The sequence below is a fragment of the Cellulosimicrobium sp. Marseille-Q4280 genome, assembly GCF_943181405.1.
Lineage (GTDB): Bacteria > Actinomycetota > Actinomycetes > Actinomycetales > Cellulomonadaceae > Cellulosimicrobium.
Genome location: NZ_CALPBY010000001.1, coordinates 756,106 through 776,979, shown reverse-complemented (window position 1 = coordinate 776,979; position 20,874 = coordinate 756,106). Strand labels below are relative to the sequence as shown.

Annotated in this window: 17 protein-coding genes; 9 read left to right on the top strand and 8 right to left on the bottom strand. The window is 74.8% G+C overall.

The window, feature by feature from the left end:
* The first annotated feature begins 131 nt into the window (after window positions 1–131).
* The 5 genes from ahcY (at window position 132) to NFS20_RS03440 (ending at window position 6,739) form a co-directional block, all read left to right on the top strand.
* Complete coding sequence (gene ahcY / locus NFS20_RS03460; protein ID WP_251150326.1) at window positions 132–1,706, top strand: adenosylhomocysteinase; 1,575 nt, start codon at window positions 132–134, stop codon at window positions 1,704–1,706.
* Between the two features lie 145 nt (window positions 1,707–1,851).
* On the top strand, window positions 1,852–2,925 hold the full coding sequence (locus tag NFS20_RS03455) for a hypothetical protein (protein WP_251150325.1): 1,074 nt from the start codon (window positions 1,852–1,854) through the stop codon (window positions 2,923–2,925).
* 89 nt (window positions 2,926–3,014) lie between these two features.
* Entirely contained in the window at window positions 3,015–4,478 is a 1,464-nt protein-coding gene (locus NFS20_RS03450) for a sensor histidine kinase (RefSeq protein ID WP_251150324.1), read from the top strand.
* A gap of 32 nt (window positions 4,479–4,510) precedes the next feature.
* A complete protein-coding gene (locus NFS20_RS03445; RefSeq protein ID WP_251150323.1) occupies window positions 4,511–5,170 on the top strand; it encodes a response regulator transcription factor in 660 nt (219 codons plus the stop codon).
* 201 nt (window positions 5,171–5,371) lie between these two features.
* The gene (locus NFS20_RS03440) at window positions 5,372–6,739 is read left to right on the top strand and encodes an acyltransferase family protein (protein WP_251150322.1); all 1,368 of its coding nucleotides are present in this window, start codon (window positions 5,372–5,374) and stop codon (window positions 6,737–6,739) included.
* Here the strand turns inward: NFS20_RS03440 and NFS20_RS03435 are convergent.
* Window positions 6,651–7,469: an RDD family protein gene (locus NFS20_RS03435; RefSeq protein WP_251150321.1), complete on the bottom strand. Its 819-nt coding sequence runs from the start codon at window positions 7,467–7,469 to the stop codon at window positions 6,651–6,653. The genes NFS20_RS03440 and NFS20_RS03435 overlap by 89 nt on opposite strands.
* A 119-nt stretch (window positions 7,470–7,588) precedes the next feature.
* On the opposite strand from NFS20_RS03435, the gene NFS20_RS03430 reads away from it, so the two are divergent.
* Complete coding sequence (locus NFS20_RS03430; RefSeq protein ID WP_251150320.1) at window positions 7,589–8,578, top strand: stage II sporulation protein M; 990 nt, start codon at window positions 7,589–7,591, stop codon at window positions 8,576–8,578.
* A 21-nt stretch (window positions 8,579–8,599) separates the two neighbouring features.
* Here the strand turns inward: NFS20_RS03430 and NFS20_RS03425 are convergent, their stop codons facing one another.
* The 7 genes from NFS20_RS03425 to NFS20_RS03400 all read right to left on the bottom strand — a co-directional run bounded on the left by NFS20_RS03425 (window position 8,600) and on the right by NFS20_RS03400 (window position 16,404).
* A complete protein-coding gene (locus NFS20_RS03425) occupies window positions 8,600–9,925 on the bottom strand; it encodes a winged helix DNA-binding domain-containing protein (RefSeq protein WP_251150319.1) in 1,326 nt (441 codons plus the stop codon).
* A gap of 16 nt (window positions 9,926–9,941) precedes the next feature.
* On the bottom strand, window positions 9,942–10,064 hold the full coding sequence (locus tag NFS20_RS22135; RefSeq protein ID WP_285821096.1) for a hypothetical protein: 123 nt from the start codon (window positions 10,062–10,064) through the stop codon (window positions 9,942–9,944).
* 528 nt (window positions 10,065–10,592) lie between these two features.
* The gene (locus NFS20_RS03420) at window positions 10,593–11,885 is read right to left on the bottom strand and encodes a DUF58 domain-containing protein (RefSeq protein WP_251150318.1); all 1,293 of its coding nucleotides are present in this window, start codon (window positions 11,883–11,885) and stop codon (window positions 10,593–10,595) included.
* 10 nt (window positions 11,886–11,895) lie between these two features.
* Window positions 11,896–12,930 carry an AAA family ATPase gene (locus NFS20_RS03415; protein WP_251150595.1) on the bottom strand — a complete coding sequence of 345 codons (1,035 nt, stop codon included), beginning with the start codon at window positions 12,928–12,930 and terminating at the stop codon, window positions 11,896–11,898.
* Window positions 12,931–13,103: 173 nt separating this feature from the next.
* Window positions 13,104–14,369 carry a DUF4350 domain-containing protein gene (locus NFS20_RS03410; protein ID WP_251150317.1) on the bottom strand — a complete coding sequence of 422 codons (1,266 nt, stop codon included), beginning with the start codon at window positions 14,367–14,369 and terminating at the stop codon, window positions 13,104–13,106.
* Window positions 14,366–15,037: a DUF4129 domain-containing protein gene (locus NFS20_RS03405; protein WP_251150316.1), complete on the bottom strand. Its 672-nt coding sequence runs from the start codon at window positions 15,035–15,037 to the stop codon at window positions 14,366–14,368. The genes NFS20_RS03410 and NFS20_RS03405 overlap by 4 nt, the downstream gene beginning before the upstream one ends.
* Window positions 15,034–16,404, bottom strand: coding sequence for a DUF7544 domain-containing protein (locus NFS20_RS03400; protein WP_251150315.1), 1,371 nt, complete (start codon window positions 16,402–16,404; stop codon window positions 15,034–15,036). The genes NFS20_RS03405 and NFS20_RS03400 overlap by 4 nt, the downstream gene beginning before the upstream one ends.
* Before the next feature lie 189 nt (window positions 16,405–16,593).
* On the opposite strand from NFS20_RS03400, the gene mtrA reads away from it, so the two are divergent.
* Genes mtrA through NFS20_RS03385 form a run of 3 tightly spaced genes read left to right on the top strand, consistent with a single transcriptional unit; the run spans window position 16,594 to window position 20,854 of the window.
* Window positions 16,594–17,277 (top strand): MtrAB system response regulator MtrA, encoded by a 684-nt coding sequence (mtrA, locus tag NFS20_RS03395; protein ID WP_251150314.1) that lies wholly within the window; start codon window positions 16,594–16,596, stop codon window positions 17,275–17,277.
* Window positions 17,274–19,130 (top strand): MtrAB system histidine kinase MtrB, encoded by a 1,857-nt coding sequence (gene mtrB, locus NFS20_RS03390; protein ID WP_353050410.1) that lies wholly within the window; start codon window positions 17,274–17,276, stop codon window positions 19,128–19,130. Before mtrA ends, mtrB begins: the two co-directional genes overlap by 4 nt.
* Window positions 19,127–20,854, top strand: coding sequence for an LpqB family beta-propeller domain-containing protein (locus NFS20_RS03385; protein WP_251150313.1), 1,728 nt, complete (start codon window positions 19,127–19,129; stop codon window positions 20,852–20,854). Before mtrB ends, NFS20_RS03385 begins: the two co-directional genes overlap by 4 nt.
* The last annotated feature ends 20 nt before the right edge of the window (window positions 20,855–20,874 follow it).

The window sequence follows — 20,874 nt, the reverse complement described above, 5'->3', positions numbered from 1 at the left end:
CAGCGTTCTCGCCCCGGCCGGCTCCGAGGCGCGCTGGGTAGGGTGGGGGTGTCCGTCGGCGAGGCCGACGGACAGGCGCGGACGGGAGCCCCCAGCGCAGACCTCGACCGTGATCGTCCCCAAGGAGAATCATGTCCACGACGGCGCCAGCACCCACGACGACCCCCGGCTTCGACGAGCTCCCCGGCCGCTACAAGGTCAGGGACCTCGCGCTCGCCGAGGCGGGTCGTCACCAGCTCCGCCTCGCCGAGCACGAGATGCCCGGTCTGATGGCGCTGCGCGCCGAGTACGGCGCGTCGCAGCCGCTCGCCGGCGCCCGCATCGCCGGGTCGCTGCACATGACGGTCCAGACCGCTGTGCTCATCGAGACGCTCGTGGCCCTCGGCGCCGAGGTGCGCTGGGCGAGCTGCAACATCTTCTCGACGCAGGACGAGGCCGCTGCCGCCGTCGTCGTCGGCCCCGACGGCACCCCGGAGGACCCGCGCGGCGTGCCCGTGTTCGCCTGGAAGGGCGAGAGCCTCGAGGAGTACTGGGACTGCACCGAGCAGATCCTCGTGTGGCCGGCCGACGGCTCCGCGGACGCCGAGCGGCGCGGCCCGAACATGATCCTCGACGACGGCGGCGACGCGACGATGCTCGTCCACCTGGGCCTGCAGTACGAGCGCGCGGGCGTCGTCCCGCCCGACACGCTGCCGGGCGAGCCCGACCACACGCACGAGATGAACGTCGTGCGCTCGGTCCTGCGTCGCGCGATCGACCAGGACCCGCTGCGCTGGACGACGGTCGCGCAGGCGATCCAGGGCGTCACCGAGGAGACGACGACGGGCGTGCACCGCCTGTACCAGCTCGCCGAGGCCGGCGAGCTGCTGTTCCCGGCGATCAACGTCAACGACTCGGTGACGAAGTCGAAGTTCGACAACAAGTACGGCATCCGGCACTCGCTGCCCGACGGCATCAACCGCGCGACCGACGTCCTCATGGGCGGCAAGGTCGCGTTCGTCGCGGGCTACGGCGACGTCGGCAAGGGTGCCGCGGAGGCGTTCCGCGGCCAGGGCGCGCGCGTGATCGTCTCGGAGGTCGACCCGATCTGCGCGCTCCAGGCGGCGATGGACGGCTACCAGGTCGCACGCATCGAGGACGTCCTCGATGAAGCAGACTTCTTCATCACGACGACCGGCAACAAGGACGTCATCCGCGCCGACCACATGGCCGCGATGAAGAACAAGGCCGTCGTGGGGAACATCGGTCACTTCGACAACGAGATCGACATGGCCGGCCTGGCCGACCTCCCGGGCATCACGCGGACCGAGATCAAGCCGCAGGTCCACGAGTGGACCTTCCCCGCCGGCACGAGCGCCGACGGCAGGGAGCGCGCGGAGCGGTCGATCATCGTGCTCTCGGAGGGGCGCCTGCTCAACCTGGGCAACGCGACGGGCCACCCGTCGTTCGTCATGAGCAACTCGTTCTCCAACCAGGTGATCGGGCAGATCGAGCTGTACCGCGACGCCGTGGAGTCGGCGGAGGCGGGCCGCGAGCGCTCCTACGAGCACCAGGTGTACCGCCTGCCGAAGGTGCTCGACGAGAAGGTCGCGCGCCTGCACCTGGACGCGCTCGGCGTGCGGCTCACGGAGCTCACGTCGTCGCAGGCCGACTACCTCGGCGTGCCCGTCGCCGGGCCGTACAAGCCCGAGCACTACCGCTACTGACGAGCACCGGGCGACCGGCCCCGCGACGACCTCCTCGGCGACCGTCGCCGAGCAGGAGGTGGTCGCGGGGCACCCCGCGCCGCACCGGCTGACCTGTGGGAACGTGTTCCACGGCTCGGCAGTCGCAACGTGAGGGTGGTGCTCGGTGGAGTCTCGTCGATCGACGTCCGGTCCTGGTCGGGCCCGTCGCGTGCCCGGGTGGGTGCGGTGGACCGCGAGCGGGCTGCTGCTCGCGCTGAGCGCCGTCCTCGCGGTCGCGGCGCTCGTCGCGCGCTACGCCGACGGCACCCTCCTCGACACCGAGCGGTACGTCGCGATCGTGCGGCCCCTCGCCGACGAGGAGTCCGTGCAGGACCAGGTCGTCGAGACCGTGACCGACCAGGTCATGTCCCGCGTGGACATCGAGTCGATGACCGCGACCGTGCTGGACGGCCTCGCCGCGTCGATCGACCCCGAGGCGAGGCCCCGGCTCTCGGCCGAGGCCACCGAGCGGGCCGACGCCGCCGCGGCCGCGCTCGCGCCCGTCGTGTACGGGCAGGTCGAGCGCCTCGTCCACCAGGTCGTCGAGCGCGTCGTGACGTCCGACGCGTTCGCGGGGGTGTGGGAGACCGTCAACCGTGCCGGTCACCGGGCGGTGGTCTACGTCGTGACGGGGGAGGGCGACGTCGTGCGGGCCTCGGAGGACGGCGTCGTGCGGCTCAGCCTCGGGCCCGTGGTCCAGGACGTCCGCGGGGCGCTCGAGGAGCGCGGCTTCTCCTTCGCCGAGCGCATCCCCGACGACGTCGACCCGGAGCTCGTGCTCGGCCAGTTCCCGCAGGTGACGGTGGTCCAGACGGGCGTGACGTGGCTCGGCCGCGCCGCGGCCTGGCTGCCGTGGGTCGTCGTCGGGCTCGCCGCGCTCGCCGTGTGGGTCTCCCCGGCCCGACGGCGCGGCGTCGGGCTGGTCGGGGGGGCGTGGGCCGCGGCAGGCCTGCTCCTCGTCGGCGCCGTCGCGTTCGGACGCTCGGCGTACCTGGAGGCGCTGCCCGCCTCCGCGCGCGAGAACGCCACGGGCGTCGTGTACGACCGGCTGCTCGGGCCCTTGCGCGGCGACGGCATCTGGCTCGTCGTGGTCGGCGTCGTCCTGCTCGCGGCGGTGATCGGATGGTCGGTCTGGTCCGGCGGTCGCCGTGCCCCGGGTGACGTGGCCGCGTCGACGCCGCCACCGCCAGCGTCGTGACGGAGGTCCCCTGACCGGGGGGTGTCCCCCCTCCGCTCCGGCGGACCGCTCCCTGGTGGAAGGGCCGTCGCCGTCGTCAGACTGGCACCATGATCGCCGTGACCCCTGACCAGCCCAGCGTCCTTCCCTCGGGCGAGCCGTCGTCGTCGGGCACCCCTGCGCCCGTCCCGCTCTCCGCCGCCGCGGCGGCGTTCGCCGGGACGCGCCCCGACCCGCGCTACGTGGACCACCGCCGGCAGGTCTCCTTCCTGCGCGCGCCGTTCGCGGGCCGGACGTGGCGCGAGTACGGGTACCTGTGGCTCGCGCTGCTGCTCGCGCCGTTCGGGTTCGCGTACGCGGTGTTCACCGTCTCCTTCCTCGCGGGCGTCCTCGTGACCGTCGTCGGGCTCCTCGTCGCGGGCTGGGTCGTGGTCGGCGGTCGCGGCTGGGGGGCGATGTACCGGTCGATGGCGCGCTCGATGCTCGGCGTCGACGTCGCGGCACCGGCGCCCTACGTCCGGCCGCGCGGCTTCTGGCGCACGATGTGGAGCGGTCTCGGCGACGGCCCGGGGTGGCGGGCGCTCCTCTTCCTCGTCGTGACGCTCCCGCTCGCGATCGTCTCGTTCGTCGCGAGCACGGTGTTCCTCGCGGTCGGCCTCGGCGCCATGACGCACTGGTTCTGGTCGCGCTGGCTGCCGCTCCAGCAGGCGAGCGACGGTTCGTGGCACCGTGGCGCCTCGTTCGGCACCGACTGGTTCGTGGACACCCCGGTGCGCCAGCTGGGGCTCGTGCTGGCGGGCGCGCTCTTCCTGTGGGTCTGGCCGCACGTCACGCGCGCCTTCGCGCACCTGTTCCGCGCGCTCACCGTGGCGCTGCTCGGCCCGACGCTCGCGAGCCTGCGCGTCGCGGACCTCGAGGAGTCGCGCGGCCGCACGGTGGAGGACGCCGACGCCAAGCTGCGGCGCATCGAGCGCGACCTGCACGACGGCACCCAGGCGCGCCTCGTCGCGGTCGCGATGCAGCTCGGGGAGGCGAAGGAGCAGCTCGCCGCGGGGAGCGACCCGGGCGAGGCGCTCGACCTCGTCGACCTCGCGCACTCCTCGACGAAGGAGGCGCTCGTCGAGCTGCGCGAGCTCGCGCGCGGCATCCACCCGCCGGCGCTGGACAACGGCCTCGCCGTCGCCCTGGAGACGCTCGCCGCTCGCTCGCCCCTCCCCGTCACGGTCGACGTCGACCCGGACGTCGAGGCGTCGGGCCGGCTCGCGCCCGCGGTGGAGTCGATCGCGTACTTCTGCGTCGCGGAGCTGGTGACGAACGCCGTCAAGCACGCGCGCGCCACGGGCGTCTACGTGCTCGTCGAGCGGCAGGGCACCGGTCGCGCCGCGCGCCTGCGCCTGCGCGTGCGCGACGACGGACAGGGCGGGGCGCGCGTCGTGCAGCCCGGCTCCGACGGCCAGCGGTCCGGTCTCGCCGGCCTCGCGGAGCGCGTGCGCTCGGTCGACGGCTCGTTCGAGCTGACGAGCCCGGTCGGCGGGCCGACCGTCGTGACGGTGCTCCTCCCCGCGCGCGTGTGAGGATGGCCGCGCACCCCGACGGAAGGACATCGATGCGGCTCGCCATCGCCGAGGACTCGGCCATCCTGCGCGACGGGCTCGTCGCGCTCGTCACGCGCCGCGGGCACGAGGTCGTGGCCGACGTGCCCGACGGCGACGCGCTCGTCGCCGCGGTGACGCGTCTCGCCGCCGAGGACGCGCTGCCCGACGTCGCGGTCGTCGACATCCGGATGCCCCCGACGTTCACCGACGAAGGGCTGCGTGCGGCTCTCGCGCTGCGGGCGGCGCACCCGGGCCTCGGCGTCCTGCTCTTCTCCCAGTACGTCGAGACGCGCTTCGCGAGCGAGCTGCTGACCGGCGGTGCGCAGGGCGTGGGCTACCTGCTCAAGGACCGTGTCGCGGACGTGAGCGAGTTCGTCGACGCGCTGACGCGCATCGCCGCGGGCCAGACGGTGCTCGACCCGGAGGTCGTCAGCCAGCTCATGGGCGCGTCGAGGTCCGACGACGGTCTCGCGCGCCTCACGCCGCGCGAGACCGAGGTCCTCGAGCTGATGGCCCAGGGACGGTCGAACTCCGCGATCGCCGAGACGCTGTTCCTCTCCTACGGCGCGGTCGAGAAGAACGTGACGTCCATCTTCGGCAAGCTCGGCCTCCCGCAGGACGCGGGCGACCACCGCCGCGTCCTCGCCGTGCTGCGCTACCTCAAGGTGTAGGGCACGCCGCTCACGCCCTGTCAGCGCCTCACCGGTCCCGGCCGGTGGGGCGCTGGCTCGTGAGGGAGGGGGAGAACCCCCGTGCCGTCGGGCGGCTGGCCGCGCGGAGGCCGGGGGAGGGTCCCGTTCCAGGTCAGAGCGCGTTTCTTGAGACTGGTGAGAGCCGGATGACGCCGGCTCCCACCCACCGAGGAGCGTCCCGTGACCGCCCTGCTCGACCCACCCCGCTCGCCCCGGCCGACGGGCGCGAAGCACCCGCTTGTGCGGACCCCGACGGCCGGGCCGCGCGCCGCCGTCGGGAAGCGCGTGACCACCGACCGCGCCGGCGGACCACCGCGCGACGTCTTCGTCGACGCCGTCCGGGCCGTCGCGACGGTGTGCGTCGTGACGGTGCACTGGCTCATGGCCGACGCGTCGTGGGACGGCCGGCACCTCGAGCTCGGCAACGCGCTCGCCCACGGGTACGGCTGGGCCGCGACGTGGGTGCTGCAGGTGCTCGCGCTCCTGTTCTTCGCGGCCGGCGCGTCGGCCGCGTACGGGCTCCAGCGCACGCCCGACGGCGCGACGCCCTCCGGCCTGCGCCTCGTCGCCCGGCGACTGCCGAGGATGCTACGACCGGTCGGCGTCTTCGTCGGGGCGTGGGTGGTCGTGGTGGGCGTCCTCCTCGCCCTCGGGCTGCCCGACGACGCGGTGCTGACCCTCGCTCGCCTCGCGCCACAGCTCCTGTGGTTCCTCGGCGTCTACGTGGTGCTCGTCGCGCTCACGCCGGTGCTGCGGCGCGCGCTGCACGCCGCGGGGTGGTGGGTCGTCGCGGGGCTCGCCGCGGTGCCGCTCGCGGTCGAGGCACTGCGCTTCGGGGCCGGCCTCGAACGGCTCGCGCTCGTGGACGTCGTGCTCGTGTGGGCCGTCCCCTACGTGGTCGGCATGCTCTACGCCGACGCACGCGCCGGGCTTCGTGTGGTGCGCCGCGGGCGCGTCGCGCCGGTCGCGGTCGTGCCGTCCCGGGGCGTGCTCGTCGCGGTCGGCGCAGGGGCGCTCGCGCTCGCGGCGCTCCTGGTCGCCGTCGGGCCGTACCCGGTGTCGCTCATCGGGATGCCGGGGGACGCGATGTCGAACCTCGGCCCGCCGACCGCGCCCGTCCTGCTGCACGCCGTCGGCCTCGTGGCGCTCGTGCTCGCGGCGCGCGGTGCCCTCGTGCGCTGGGCGGACGGCCCGGGTCGCGGCGTCGTGGCGGCGCTCGCGGCCCGCTCGATGACGGTCTACCTGTGGCACGTCACCGCGATGATCGCGGTGGTGGCGTTCGTGCTCGTGGTCCTCGGGACGCCGCTCCCGGAGCCGGGCTCCGCCGACTGGTGGGCGAGCCGGCCCGTGTGGTTCGGGGCGTTCGGGCTCGTCCTCGCGGGGATCGCACGTGCCGTCGGACGGTTCGAGGGCCCGGCGGGGCGCGGCACGCGGCGGACCGACGGCGCCGCGCGACCGGTCACCTCGGCGGGTCGGGCACCGAGTACGGGAGCCGGTGCAGGAGCTCGGCCTGCTCCGCGGCGAGCGCCTGCTGGCGTCGCGCGGTGACCCGGTCGCGGTCCCGGCGTGCGGCGAGCACGGCCAGCAGGAACGTCTCGGGGTGCGTCCCCGGGGGCGGCCCCGGCGCGACGTACCGCTCGACCTGCCCGGCGAGCTCCTGACCCAGCCGCGCCCGCGACGCCGGGTTGAGCCGGTCGACGCGGGCGAGGAACTGCCGGGCGGCGAGCGCCAGCCCGTCGGGGAGGCGGCGCATGTCCGCGTGCGACGCCCAGGACTGGAGGTAGGGCGGCATCGCGAGCGGTGCGAGCGTCGCCCTGCCTCCCCGCACGCGGATGGCGTACGTCCCCGCCGCCATGTCGCCGAGCCGCTTGCCGCGGTCGTTGGTCAGGGACGCGACGAGTGCGACGGTCCCGAACGTGAGCCACAGCTCGCCGACCCCCACGAGCGCCCGCAGGAACGCGTGGCGGAAGCGGACCGGGCCGCCGTCGTCGCGCACCACGCGGATCCCGAGCGCGAGCTTGCCGAGCGAGCGGCCGCGCGTGAGCGTCTCCACCGTCGTCGGGACGACGACCATGACCAGCACGAGGACCGCGACGAGGATCGCGGGCGCGAGGTCCGGGTCGACGAAGGACAGCGACCGGGACGCGACGATCATGAACGCGACGAGGACGACCCCGATCGCGACCAGGTCCAGGAAGAAGCCGAGACCCCGGGAGAGGAAGGACGCGGGACGCGCGTCGAGGACCACGCCCTCACCGATCAGGATGCCGTCGCGCACGTCGCTCCTCGCTCCTCGCCTCGTCTGTCCGTCCCGTCCGACGCACCGGGTGGTGCCGGACGGGGTCGCCGGGCCGGTCGCGCCGCCGGGCCACCGTCCCGTGTGGCAGGGTATCGGTCGTGGACCTCGACGCCTTCACCGACGTGCACCGCGCGCAGTGGGACCGCCTGGAGGTGCTGACGAAGCGACGCTCGCTCGACGGCGCCGAGGCGGACGAGCTCGTGCGCCTGTACCAGGCCGTGGCGACCCACCTCTCGACGATCCGGTCCGTCGCCCCCGACCCCGTGCTCGTCACGCGGCTCTCCGACCTCCTGGGACGCGCCCGCACCCGCATCGCGGGCGCGCACGAGCCCGCGTGGCGCGACGTCGTGCGGTTCCTCGTCGTCTCGCTCCCGGCGGCGCTGTACCGGATCCGCTGGTGGTCGGTCGGCGTCACGACGGCGTTCCTCGTCGTCGCGCTCGTCGCGGGCGTGTGGGTCGCGACCACGCCCGAGGGGCTCGCGTCGATGGGGCCGCCGAGCGTCCAGGAGGACTACGTCCAGAACGCGTTCGCGTCGTACTACGACCCCGGCCTCGACTTCGCGGCCGTCGTCTGGACGAACAACGCCTGGATCGCCGCGCAGTGCATCGGCCTGGGGATCACGGGCGTCTACCCGGCGTACGTGCTGTTCACCAACGCGGTCGGCGTCGGGTCGATCGGGGGGATGATGGCCGCGCACGGCGAGCTCGACCTGTTCCTCACGCTGATCGCCCCGCACGGCCTGCTCGAGCTCATGTCGATCTTCGTCGCCGGTGCGGCGGGGCTGCGGATCTTCTGGGCGTGGGTCGACCCCGGGCCGCTGCCGCGCTCGCGCGCACTCGCCCAGGAGGGGCGCGCGCTCGTCACGGTCGCGATCGGTCTGACGATCGCGCTCGCGGTCTCGGGCCTCATCGAGGGCTTCGTCACGGGCTCGGACCTGCCCTGGTGGCTGAAGATCGTCATCGGCGCGATCGCTCTCGCGGGCTTCTGGGTCTACACGATCGTGCTGGGCCGTCGCGCGGTGCGCGCGGGAGAGACGGGCGACCTCTCGGCGGACCACGCCGGCGACGTCGCGCCGGTCGCCGCCTGACCCGTCCTGTCCGTCCCGCGCTCAGGCGTGGACGACGACGCTCGGTCGCGCCTCGGGAGCCGCGACCCGCAGCCAGTCCTCGGCCCGCGCGACGACCTCGTCCCGGACGCCGGCCTCGGCCAACCGGGCCGCGGGGTGCGGCGCGCCGATCGAGCTCCCGGTGTCGTCGGCGCTGGTCCCCGCCGGGACGAGGGGCCGCACGTCCACCCGCGCGACGGCCTCGTCCCCCGCGGTGTCGAGGGTCCACACCCAGGTGCCGGCCACCCTGCCGTCGACGAGCACCGTGGCGGCGACCTGCCCGTTGATGCTCACGACCTGCTTCACGGCGACCGCGCCGAGGACGCGGGTGCGATCGTCGTGCGCCAGGAGGAGATTGTCGAAGTCGGCGGCGAGGACGACGGGGACGGGCTCGTCGCCGGGTGGGCGCGGGGCGTCGGCGAGGTCGAGCAGCTCGACGCCGCGTGGTGCACCGGCGCTCCTGGCGCTCGTCGGGCCGGTGTCCTGTCGACCGGGGCCGGTGAACGTCACGAGCTCGGGTCGCAGCGCCTCGACCGCGGGGCGCAGCCGCGTCAGCCCGGACCACCGCTGCACGTCGGCGACCGTCGCAGGGCCGAACGCCGCGAGGTAGCGGCGCACGAGCCGCACGCGCGCGGCGAGCACCGCCTCGGGGTCGCTCGCCGTCGCGACGGCGTCGAGCTCGTCGGCGGACCGGCGGGTCGGGCCGCCGAGCCACGCGTGCGCCGTGGTCCACGTCGTGGTGGTGCCAGGCCCGCTCGCGCCCCAGAGGCCGCGCGGGGGGACCTGGACGAGCGGGAGGAGGCATCGCGCGCCGTACGCGAGGTGCTTCGGGTCGACGTCCGGCCAGCGCGCGGCGAGCCGTCGGCCCAGCTCGACGGACGTGAGCGGCTCGGCGAGCAGGTCGGTGGCGGCCTGCTCGAGGTCACCGAGGTCGACGTCGCGCAGGGCGTCGCCGTGCTGGTTCTTCGCGCGCAGGTAGGCGACGAGCGCGGGGCGCGCGTGGGCGGCGAGCTCGAACGCGTCGTCGGCGGTGACGAGGTGGACCGTGCCCCGCAGCGTCGCGATCCGCACGACCGACCGGTCGAGCAGCCGCGCGCCCAGGTCGTCGGTCGCGAACCCCGGCACCCGTGACCACAGGCCGGGGTACGGCGACGACGGGACCTGCGACTGGAGCCCGACGAGATGGTCCACCTCGGCGACGACCCCCGCGGCCGCGTCGGACGCGGTCGTCGCCCGTGCGTCAGGGCGGGGCGCGAGGTGCTGGCGCGCGAGCAGCGCGCGGTTCAGGGCGTCGTGATCCAGCCACGGCCCGTACCGGTCGTCGCTCACGTCGCCTCCCGCCGGCTCAGGACAGGACGATGGCGAGCGCAGGGATGACGAACGTCGCGAGCAGCGCGGCGACGACGATGATCGCGACGCGCCGGTTCCGCCGTTCGCGGTCGCGCGGGTCGGTGGGCTGCCAGGCCACGGGGTCTCCTGAGGTTCGGGGATCGTGCGGCCACGACCCTACCCCGTGGCACCGACGCGGCCCCGACCGCCGGGGAGTACCCCGGTAGCGCGAGGTAGCACCCGTGGTCCCGCGAAGTAGCACCCCGGTACCGCGAGGTAGTACCCCGTAGCGCGAGGTAGTACCGCAGTCAGGCGAAGTAGTACCGGTGTGCGAGGGAGACCCGTGGTCTCGCGAAGTAGTACCCCGGTCCGGTGCCGCTGAAGCGTGACAGCGCCGGGCGAGCGATGGCCAGGGCGAGACGATGCCGGGAGGGGCGGGGGGCGCCGCGTCGTGGTGGGTCTGGCGGGAGCCGCGAGGAACGAGCGGCGGATGGTAGACGCGGCGCCCACCCCCCCGACTCCCAGGGCGACCACTCGCCGTCGGGCCTGACCGCGGTACTACTTCGCGCGACCGCGGTACTACTTCGCGCGACCGGGGTACTACTTCGCGCGACCGGGGTACTACTTCGCGCGACCGGGGTACCACTTCGCGCTGCGGGCGGCGACGTCAGAGGCGGCCGGCGGCCTTGAGCGCGAGGTAGGTGTCGGCGAGCCGCGGTGCGAGCTCGTCGGGCAGCGCGTCGACGACCTCGACCCCGCGCTGCCGCAGGACCGTCGTGACGGCGGCGCGCTCGATCTCCCCGCGTGCCGCGGCGGCGGCGTCGTAGACCTCCGTGGTGCCGGTCCGGTCCGCGCGCAGCTCGGCGACCTCCGGGTCGCCCGCCGCGGCGAGGACCACCTGGTGCTTCGCGGTGAGCTGTCCGACGACGGGCAGCAGACCGGTCTCGACAGCAGCGGCGTCGAGCGTCGACAGGAGCACGACGAGCGCCCGCTGGGAGAGCCGCTCGTGCACCGCGCCGACGAGGCCCGGCCAGTCGGTCTCGAGGAGCGCGGGCTCGAGCGGCGCGAGGGCGTCGGCCATCGCGGGCATGAGCCGCGGACCCGCTGCCCCCGCGACCCGGGCGCGGACGGTGCGGTCGAACGCGATGAGCTCGACGCGGTCGCCGGCGCGTCCGGCGAGCGCCGCGAGGAGCAGTGCCGCCTCGATGCTCGCGTCGAGCCGAGGTTCGTCCCCGAGGCGCGTGGCCGACGTCCGCGAGGTGTCGACGACGATCAGCACGCGACGGTCGCGCTCGGGTCGCCAGGTGCGCACCACCATGTCGCGGCCCCGCGCGGACGCGCGCCAGTCGATGGAGCGCACGTCGTCGCCGATGACGTACTCGCGCAGCGAGTCGAACTCGGTGCCCTCGCCGCGCACCTGTACGGCGGCACGGCCGTCCATCTCGCGCAGGCGTGCGAGGCGGCTCGGCAAGTGGCGCCGGGACGCGAACTCGGGCAGGACCCGCAGGCGCCCGGGTACCGGGAGCGATGCCTGGCGGGCCGCGAGCCGCAGCGGGCCGAAGGAGCGGATCGTCACGCGGTCGGCCACGCGCTCCCCGCGCCGCGTCGGGACCAGCACCGTCACCGCGCGCGTCGCCTCGCCGGGCGGCAGGTCGACCGCGTGCCGGTTGACCTGCGTCCCGGCGGACGGCGGCCACGCGTCGCGCACGAGCGCGCGCAGTCGGCGCGGTGCGAGGTTGGTCAGGGTCAGGGTCGACGCCGTGCGGTCGGTGAGCCGGACCGAGCCCGGCACGCGCCGCTCGATGGCGACGCGCCGCGGCGAGGCGGCGAGCGCGACGTCGACCGAGCACACGGCGACGACGAGCAGCGCCCACACGAGCACCGTGCCCGGCACGGGGAACAGCAGCACGGGCACGATGCCGATCGCCACGAGCACGACGGCGCGCCACGTCAGGGCCACGTCGAGCGCCTCAGCGGGGGACGGGCACGGACGCGAGGACCGTGTCGAGCACGCTCTCCGCGGTGACGCCCTCGAGCTCGGCCTCGGGCCGCAGCTGCACGCGGTGGCGCAGCGTGGGGTGCGCGAGGGCCTTGACGTCGTCGGGCGTCACGTAGGAGCGGCCGGACAGCCACGCCCACGCGCGTGACGTCGCGAGGAGGGCCGTGGCGCCGCGCGGCGAGACGCCCAGCGACAAGGAGGGCGAGTGGCGCGTCGCGCGGCACACGTCGACCGCGTAGCCGAGCACCTCGCGCGCGACCTGCACGCGCGCGACCTCGGCGCGAGCCCGGTCGAGGACCTCCCGCGCCGCGACGGGCCGCACGCCCGCCCCGGCGAGGTCGCGCGGGTCGAACCCGGCCGCGTGCCGGGCGAGGACCTCGACCTCCTGCTCGCGCTCGGGCAGCGGCAGCACGACCTTGAGCAGGAAGCGGTCGAGCTGGGCCTCGGGCAGCGGGTACGTGCCCTCGTACTCGACGGGGTTCTGCGTCGCGATGACGAGGAACGGGTCGGGCAGCGGCCGCGGCGTCCCGTCGACGGAGACCTGACGCTCCTCCATCGCCTCGAGGAGCGACGCCTGGGTCTTGGGGGGCGTGCGGTTGATCTCGTCGGCGAGCAGGAGGTTCGTGAAGACGGGCCCCTCGCGGAACGAGAACTCGGCCGTGCGCGCGTCGTAGACGAGCGACCCCGTGACGTCGCCCGGCATGAGGTCGGGCGTGAACTGCACGCGCTTGGTGCCGAGGTCGAGCGACGCGGCGAGGGTGCGCACGAGCAGCGTCTTCGCGACGCCGGGCACGCCCTCGAGCAGCACGTGCCCCTTGCAGAGCAGGGCGATGAGCAGGCTCGTCACGGCGCCGTCCTGCCCGACGACGGCCTTGCCGACCTCGGTGCGCACGGCGGCCAGCGACTGGCGCAGCTCGAGCGACGGCGCGGGCGGGGCTCCGTACGCGGGCGCGGGCGGGCGAGGTGCGGGCGTCTGTGGCGCGTACGGCTGCTCGCCGGGCTGCAGGGACGCGTCGGGGCCCTGGCCCGGTCCCTGGGCGGCGGCGCTCACGCGGTCCGCGACCGAACCGGAGGTCGGCTCGTCGTGCGGCCGGTCGCCGTAGGGGCGCGGCTGCGCGTCGGGCCCTGGTGCGGGGGTGAAGCGGTCGGGCTGGGGCGGCGTGCCGTCGGGGTGCTGCGTCACGAGTGGTAGACCTCGCTCTCGATCTGGTCAAGGTGACGCGCGAGCTCGAGCAGCGCCGCGTCGTCGGCGGGTGGGGGTCCGTACAGGATGTGGGCGAGCTGGTCGGGTGGTCGCCCGGTCGCGCGCGCGACGGCGTCGACGAGGGACGCCGCGTCGGCGGAGCGGGGGAGGCCGAGGCGCCCGGCGAGCCGGTCGGCCGCGCTCGCCCGCAGTCCTGCGGCGGCGTGCCCGCGGGACCCGGCGCGGCGATAGAGCCGACCGCGGCCCCGCGTCGTCTCCGACGCGCGCACCACGACCGGGAGGTCTTCGGTGACGAGTGGGCCGAGCCGCCGGCCGCGCCACAGCGCGACGACGAGCACGAGGACGAGGAGCTGGAGCGCGACGACCCCCGTCCACGGGGGCAGCGCGAGCGCGGGCTGCTCGTCACCGCCGGACAGGGTGGTGTCGAACGGGTCGGGGACGAGCCAGACGAGACGCTCGTCCGCACCGAGCGTCCACAGGGCGAGCGCGGCGTTCCCCTCCTCGGCCACCGTGTCGTTGCGCAGGACGGACCCGGTGTCCACGGCGCGCACGGTGCGGTCGTCGGCCTCGTGGACGAGGTAGGCCCCGGCGGTCGTGTCGGTGGGGGACGGGAAGCACACGACCGTGCTCGCCCCGGCACCCGCACCGGTCAGGGAGAACCCGACGCCGTCCGAGCCGATCCCGCCGGCGGCACGCGCCGCGGGGTCCTCGCACCGCGGCTCGCGCACCACGGAACCGTCGGGCCAGTCGTACACGAGCTCTGCCGCTCCACCGGTCGCTCTCGAGAGGAGGTACTCGTTCGGCGCGACGAGCACGAGGTCTGCCGCGGTCGCGACGAGCGCGTCGGCCTGCTCGTCGAGGAGGAAGTCGCTCTGCGCGACGAGGAGCGTCGTGTCGTCGCCGGCCGCGGCGACGGCGTCGGCCACGGTCTGCACGTACGTCACGTCGACGCCGCGATCACGGAGCACCTCGGCGACGGCGCGGCCACCGCCCGGGCCGGGGTTGTCGGGTGCGAGCGGGGTGCTCGACGTCGTCGGGCGGGCGACGGCGGAGAGACCGGCGAGCGCCAGGAGGACGACGAGGACCGTGACGGGCCAGCGGACGCGTGCCCAGCGGCGGCGTGCCCGGCTGGCGCCCGTGGTGCCGTCACCCACGACCGGCAGGTGCGCGGTCGCCACGAGACGGGTCGGGTCGGCCGGAGCCGCGGCCGTCGTCGGAGGTGGCGGCGTCGTCGTGCTCATGCGCCACCCCCGTCCGGGGCAGCACCGGCCGCCGCGAGCTCCGCGCGCGCGAGCGGGCGGGCGGCGGTGGCTCGCGCGTCGAGCTCGCGCAGGAACGTGTCGGCGTCGCGGCCGACGGCCACCTTGCCGTAGCAGACGTCGTCGAAGAGGTGGGCGCCACGCCCGAGGTCGGCAGCGACGTCGGGCAGGCGCTCGCCCGCGGCCTGCGCCGCCTCCCACGCCGTGCGGCCCGGTCGCGGTTCGAGGAGCGCGCGCTCCTCGAGCGAGCGCACGACGGCGCGGAACCGTTCGAGCACGGCCGTCGCCCAGTCCCCTGCCGCCGCGGCGGCGTCGGCCGCGGCGCGCAGCTCGGTGGCGCTGCGCGTGTCGTCCTCGAGCACGACCGCCGAGGTGGAGCGTCGCCGGGAGAGGCGGACGGGACCCGCGACCCGGTACGCGATCCCCGCGACCAGGAGGACGACCGCGACGACGACGAGCGCCACCCAGGGCGTGGAGAGGTCCAGGGCCGGGGCGCCGTCGAACAGGCCGGCCAGCCACTCGAGGAAGCGGGCCAGCAGGGACGGGTCCGTGCTGTACTCCGGTCTCGCGAGCTCCTCGACGACCCAGCGTCGGGCCTCCTCGGCGCCGGGCTCCACCGGGACGTCGGCGGAGAGCAGGGTGAGGGTCATGCCGCGGGCTGCTCGCTCGCTGCCGCGGCGAGCTCGACGTCGAGGCCCTCGCGCCGCATGCGCACGTCGATGTAGAGCAGGGCGACGACGCTGCCCAGGAAGAGGGTCAGGGCGATCGTCGACACCGCGATCCCGAGGGTCATGACGAGGTTGCCGACGAACACCTGGCCGGCGCCCAGCGCGATCCCGCCGACGAGGCTGAACGGCGTGATGAGGATCTGCGTGACGACGTAGATCGCGACGTAGGCGAGCAGGTAGATGCCGAAGAGGCGCCAGAACGACCCGCGCGTGAGCCGCCACACGCGGGCGACCGTGGCCCAGAACGGCTGCCCCTCGAGCGCGAGCGCGGGCGGCACCAGCCCCGTCCGCACACCGACCCACACCACGAGCACGAGATAGGCGGGGATCGCGAGGAGGATCGAGACGCCCCCGAGCGCCGGGTCGACCGAGAATGCGAGGACGGCGAGCAGCACGAGCGCCGTGACGAGCAGGGTCGACGCCAGACCGAGGAGCAGGGTGAACCCGAGGAGGAACCACGCGCGACGCCCGACCTGCGACCACACCTCCCCGACGCTCGCCCTGCGGCCGATGACCGACTGGCCGATGGAGACGGTGAGGAGGCCGCTGACGATCGGCGTCGCGAGCGCCGTGGTGATCCCCGTCCCGAAGAGCGTCGAGTAGAGGGTCGCGAACTGCGACTCCATCCCGCCGAGCCCGGCGTCGGAGGGCAGGGCGAAGAACAGGTCCGCGACGTAGCCCGAGAACGCGTAGCCGATCAGCGCGCCCACGATCGTCGCGGCGACGACGACGATCGTCGTCATGCCGAGCATGACGCGCGGGTTGTGGCGGATCGCGCCGAACGACCCGTCGAAGATCTCGCCGAGCGTCAGCGGTCGCAGCGGGACGATCCCCGGCTTCGAGGCGGGCGGGACGTACGGGGCACCACCGAACCCTGCGGGCGGGCCGTACCCGGGCTGCCCGTACTGACCCTGCCCGTACTGCTGCTGCCCGTACTGGCCCGGCTGTCCGTACTGCTGCTGTCCGTACTGGGCCGGCTGTCCGTACTGACCCTGCTGTCCGTGCTGGGCCGGCTGTCCCTGGGCCGGCTGCCCGTACTGACCCTGCTGTCCGTACTGGCCCTGTCCGTGCTGCTGCTCGGGCTGGCCGGGTTGCTGGCCGTACTGGCCGTACCGGGGCCGTTCGGGCGCGGGACCTGCCGCGGGGCCGTATCCCGGCTGCCCGTACGACGGCGTCCCCCACCCGGACGGCTGCGCGGGCGTGGCGTCCGAGCCGGAGGCGGCCCCTCGCGCGTCCGGTGCGTCCGGCGTCGCTCCGTCCGGCGTGCCGGGGGCGTCAGGTGTGCTCATCGGGGCTGTCGTCCTCGCTCGTCGTCTGAACGTCGTCTGCACATCGTTCGCCGGTCGTCCGCTCGTGTCCTGCTCGATCGTCTCGGGGACGACACGGCACCGCTGGCGAGGCCACCCTAGTACGGGCCCCCGACCCACGACGGGGGCGCGCCCACCGGTACCCACGCCCCGCGATGGCAAGATGTGCGCATGAAGGTTCGCGTGCTCGTGGTCGACGACGACACCGCCCTGGCCGAGATGATCGGCATCGTCCTGCGCTCGGAGGGGTTCGAGCCCGTCTTCTGCGCGGACGGAGACCTCGCGCTGGAGGCGTTCCGCAACGCGCAGCCCGACCTCGTGCTGCTCGACCTCATGCTTCCCGGCAAGGACGGCACCGAGGTGTGCCGGCTCATCCGGGCGGAGTCGGGCGTGCCCGTCATCATGCTCACGGCCAAGAGCGACACGGTCGACGTCGTGCTGGGGCTCGAGTCGGGCGCGGACGACTACATCTCGAAGCCCTTCAAGCCCAAGGAGCTCGTGGCCCGCATCCGCGCGCGCCTGCGCCGCACGGACGAGCCCGCGCCGGAGCACCTCGCCATCGGCGACGTCGAGATCGACGTCACGGGGCACCGGGTGCTGCGCGGCGGAGAGGCCATCGCGCTCACCCCCCTCGAGTTCGACCTGCTCGTCGCCCTCGCGCGCAAGCCGTGGCAGGTCTTCACGCGCGAGGTCCTGCTCGAGAAGGTCTGGGGCTACCGGCACGCCGCGGACACGCGCCTCGTCAACGTCCACGTCCAGCGTCTGCGGTCGAAGATCGAGCACGACCCGGAGAACCCGGAGATCGTGCTCACCGTCCGTGGCGTCGGGTACAAGGCGGGCGCGGCGCGGACGTGAGCACGACGGCCGGCAGGGGTGCACGGCGACGCGGGGCGTGGACCCGGCTGCGGCTCCGGCTGCGGGCCGCTGTGCGCCGCGCCGTGTGGCGGTGGCGCTCGTCGATGCAGCTGCGGGTCGTCACGTCGGCGCTCGTCGTCGGCGTCGTCGTGGTGGCCGCCCTCGGCGCGTACCTGTCGGACTCGATGCGCGACGGCCTGTTCGAGCGCCGCCTGGCCGAGATCGACCTCGAGAGCGCGCAGTCCACGGCGCAGGCCCGCCGCACGCTCGACGCCTCACCGGCGTCCAGCGTCTCCGAGGCGCAGTCGCTCCTGTACGACCTCTACTCGATGCTGCTGTACAGCGGCTCGGCGTCGCGGGAGGTCTTCCTGTGGCGCGCGGACGACGAGACGTCCGGGGCGCTGCTCGACCTCTCGTCGAACGACCAGCTCGACGGGCTCGTCTCGCCCGAGATGCGGGAGCAGACGCTCGCCGCGGACGGCGGGCAGCAGCGGCAGTCGGTGGCCATCCCGCGCGATCCGGGCGACCCGGAGTCGCCGGTGGTGCCGGGCGTCGTCGTCGGCTCGACGGTCGAGGTGCCGATCGGCGGGACCTACGAGCTCTACTACCTCTACGACCTCGAGGCGGACCAGGAGACGCTGTCCTTCCTCCAGTCGGTCCTTCTCGTCGGGGCGCTCGTCCTGCTCGCCCTCCTCGTCGGGATCACCGCGCTCGTCACGCGCCAGGCCGTCGTCCCGGTGCGTCAGGCCGCGCGGGTCGCGGAGCGTCTCGCCGACGGTCACCTCGACGAGCGGCTGCCCGTCAAGGGGCACGACGAGATGGCCTCGCTCGCGCGCACGTTCAACGAGATGGCGCACAGCCTCCAGGAGCAGATCGAGCGCATGGAGGAGCTGTCGATGCTGCAGCGTCGCTTCGTGTCCGACGTGTCGCACGAGCTGCGCACCCCGCTCACGACGATCCGGATGGCGTCGGAGGTGCTGCACTCCTCGCGCGACGACTTCGACCCGGTCTCGCGGCGCTCGACGGAGCTCCTGCAGGCCCAGCTCGACCGGTTCGAGGACCTCCTCGCCGACCTCCTCGAGATCTCCCGGTTCGACGCGGGGGCGGCCGTCCTCGACGCCGAGCGCCGCGACGTGCGCGACGTCGTCAGCGCCGCCGTCGACCATGCGGCACCGCTCGCCGAGCGCAAGGGCGTGTGGCTCTCGGTGCACCTCGGCGACGAGCGGCTCACGGCCGACGTCGACCCGCGGCGCGTCGAGCGGATCGTGCGCAACCTGGTCGTCAACGCGGTCGAGCACGCGGAGGAGAAGCCGGTGGAGATCACCGTCCAGGGCGACGGGCACGCGATCGCGGTGGTCGTGCGCGACCACGGCGTGGGCATGACGCCCGACGAGGTCCAGCACGTGTTCGACCGGTTCTGGCGGGCCGACCCCGCGCGTGCCCGCACGACCGGCGGCACCGGCCTCGGCCTCGCGATCTCGCTCGAGGACGCCCACCTGCACGGCGGCTGGCTCGAGGCGTGGGGACGGCCCGCGCGCGGGGCGAGCTTCCGCCTCACGCTGCCGCGCCGTGCCGGCATCCGGCTCCAGTCCTCGCCGCTCCCGCTGGTCTCCGAGGTGACCGGCGACCGGGGTCTGGGCAGCGGGTGGAGCGCGCACGCCGCCGTCGTCGAGGACGTCGACGGGACCGTCGGGCCCGCCGACCTGCCGTCGGTCACCGGAGGGATCCCCGTGGTGCTCCCGGCGTCGGTCCCCGGCCCTGCCGAGCTCCCCGACCGCGCCGCGCACACCGGCCGGGACGAACCGTCCGGACCGGCAGACCACGGCTCCACCGTGCGGGAGGGCGGGCGATGAGCGGGACCCGGGTCGCGCGGCGCAGGCCGCTGCGCGCGGCGCTCGCGGCCCTCGCCGCGGCGCTCGTGGTCGGACCCGTCGCGGCGTGCGCGTCCATCCCGACGTCGGGTCCGGTGATGGACGGCGAGACGGTCCTGTCCCAGCGCGGCCCGGTCTTCGTGCGCGCCGACGCCCCGCGCGAGGACGCGCTGCCCGAGCAGATCGTGCGGGGCTTCCTCGCGGCGCAGGCCCAGGGCGCGTCCGGCTCGTTCGACGTGGCCACGCAGTTCCTCACGCCGGAGACCGCCACGACCTGGTCGCCGCTCGCGCAGGTCGCCGTGCTCGCCGCCGAGCCGGAGCTCGAGGTCGACGACTCGCGCGTCGAGGAGGGCGTGGCGACCGTGCGCGCGGCCGCCGACGTCGTGGGCACCGTCGACGCCCACGGGGTGTACACCGAGGAGGTCCCCGGGACGACGACCGACCTCGTGTACGGGCTCGTGCGCGACGACGAGGGGCAGTGGCGCGTCGACACGACGGACGACGGCCTCGTGGTCTCGGCGACGAACTTCGTGCAGACGTACCGGGCGACCGACCTGTACTTCCCGACGGTCGACCGTCGTTACCTCGTGCCCGACGCCCGGTGGTTCCCGAGCCGGAACTGGCAGACGCTCGCGGTGCGCGAGACGCTGGTCGGCCCCGTCCCGTGGCTCGCGGGCTCGGTGACGACCGTCGTCCCCGACGGGACCGCGTTGAGCATCGACTCGGTGACCGCGGCCCCGGCCGGCCCCGTCGAGGTGCCGCTCACGGACGCCGTGTCCGGGACCTCTGCGGAAGACCGCGCCGTGCTCGTGGCCCAGCTCGGGGCGTCGCTGGGGAACCCCTCGCCGCGCGAGGTGCAGATCACGGTCGAAGGGGTGCCCCTCGCCGCCGTGGACGAGACCACGGCGCGGCCGGCGACCACCCCGAACGACCCCGTCGTCCTCGCAGGCGACCAGGTGACGAGCATCGTCGGCCGGTCCACCCAGCCCGTGGAGACCGTCGCCCCGCTCACGGGCCTGCAGCCGACCGCGCTGGCGTTCACCGGGTCGTCGTCCGACGCGACGTTCGTCGTGCGCGACGGGTCTCGCCGGCTCGTGACGGCACCCACGGCGGACACCGAGTCCGTCCTCCTCATGGACGGCGAGAACCTCCTCGCGCCGAGCGTCGACCGCTTCGGCCTCGTGTGGAGCGGGCCGCAGGAGCAGCCGGGGTCGCTCCGGGTCGCCGACCTCGAGGGAACCGTCTCGGAGGTGGCCGCGCCGTGGCTCGACGGCCGGACCGTCATGTCCCTCCGGGTCGCGCCCGACGGCGCGCGGATCGCCGTCGTGAGCGCGACGGGGACGGGGCTCCAGGTCCACGTCGCGGGGATCCTGCGGGACGAGGACGGCCTGCCGACCGAGCTCTCCGAGCCGGTGCGGGTCGGGCAGCCGATCGTCGCGGCGACCCAGGTGGTGTGGGTCGACCGGACGACGCTGGGCGTGCTCGGACGGTCGATCGGCGACACCGCACCGCTGGTGCACCTCGTGCCCGTGGGCGGTCCGACGAGCAAGGCGTCACCGCTCGAGGGCGCGGTCTCGCTCGCCTCGGGCACGGGCATCGGCACGATGCTGCTCGGCACGAGCGACGGGAGCCTGTACGCGGCGGGGTCCTCCTCGCTGTGGACGCGGGTCGCGACCGAGGTGCGGCTCCCGACCTATCCGGGCTGAGGCGTCGTCCCGGCCGTCCA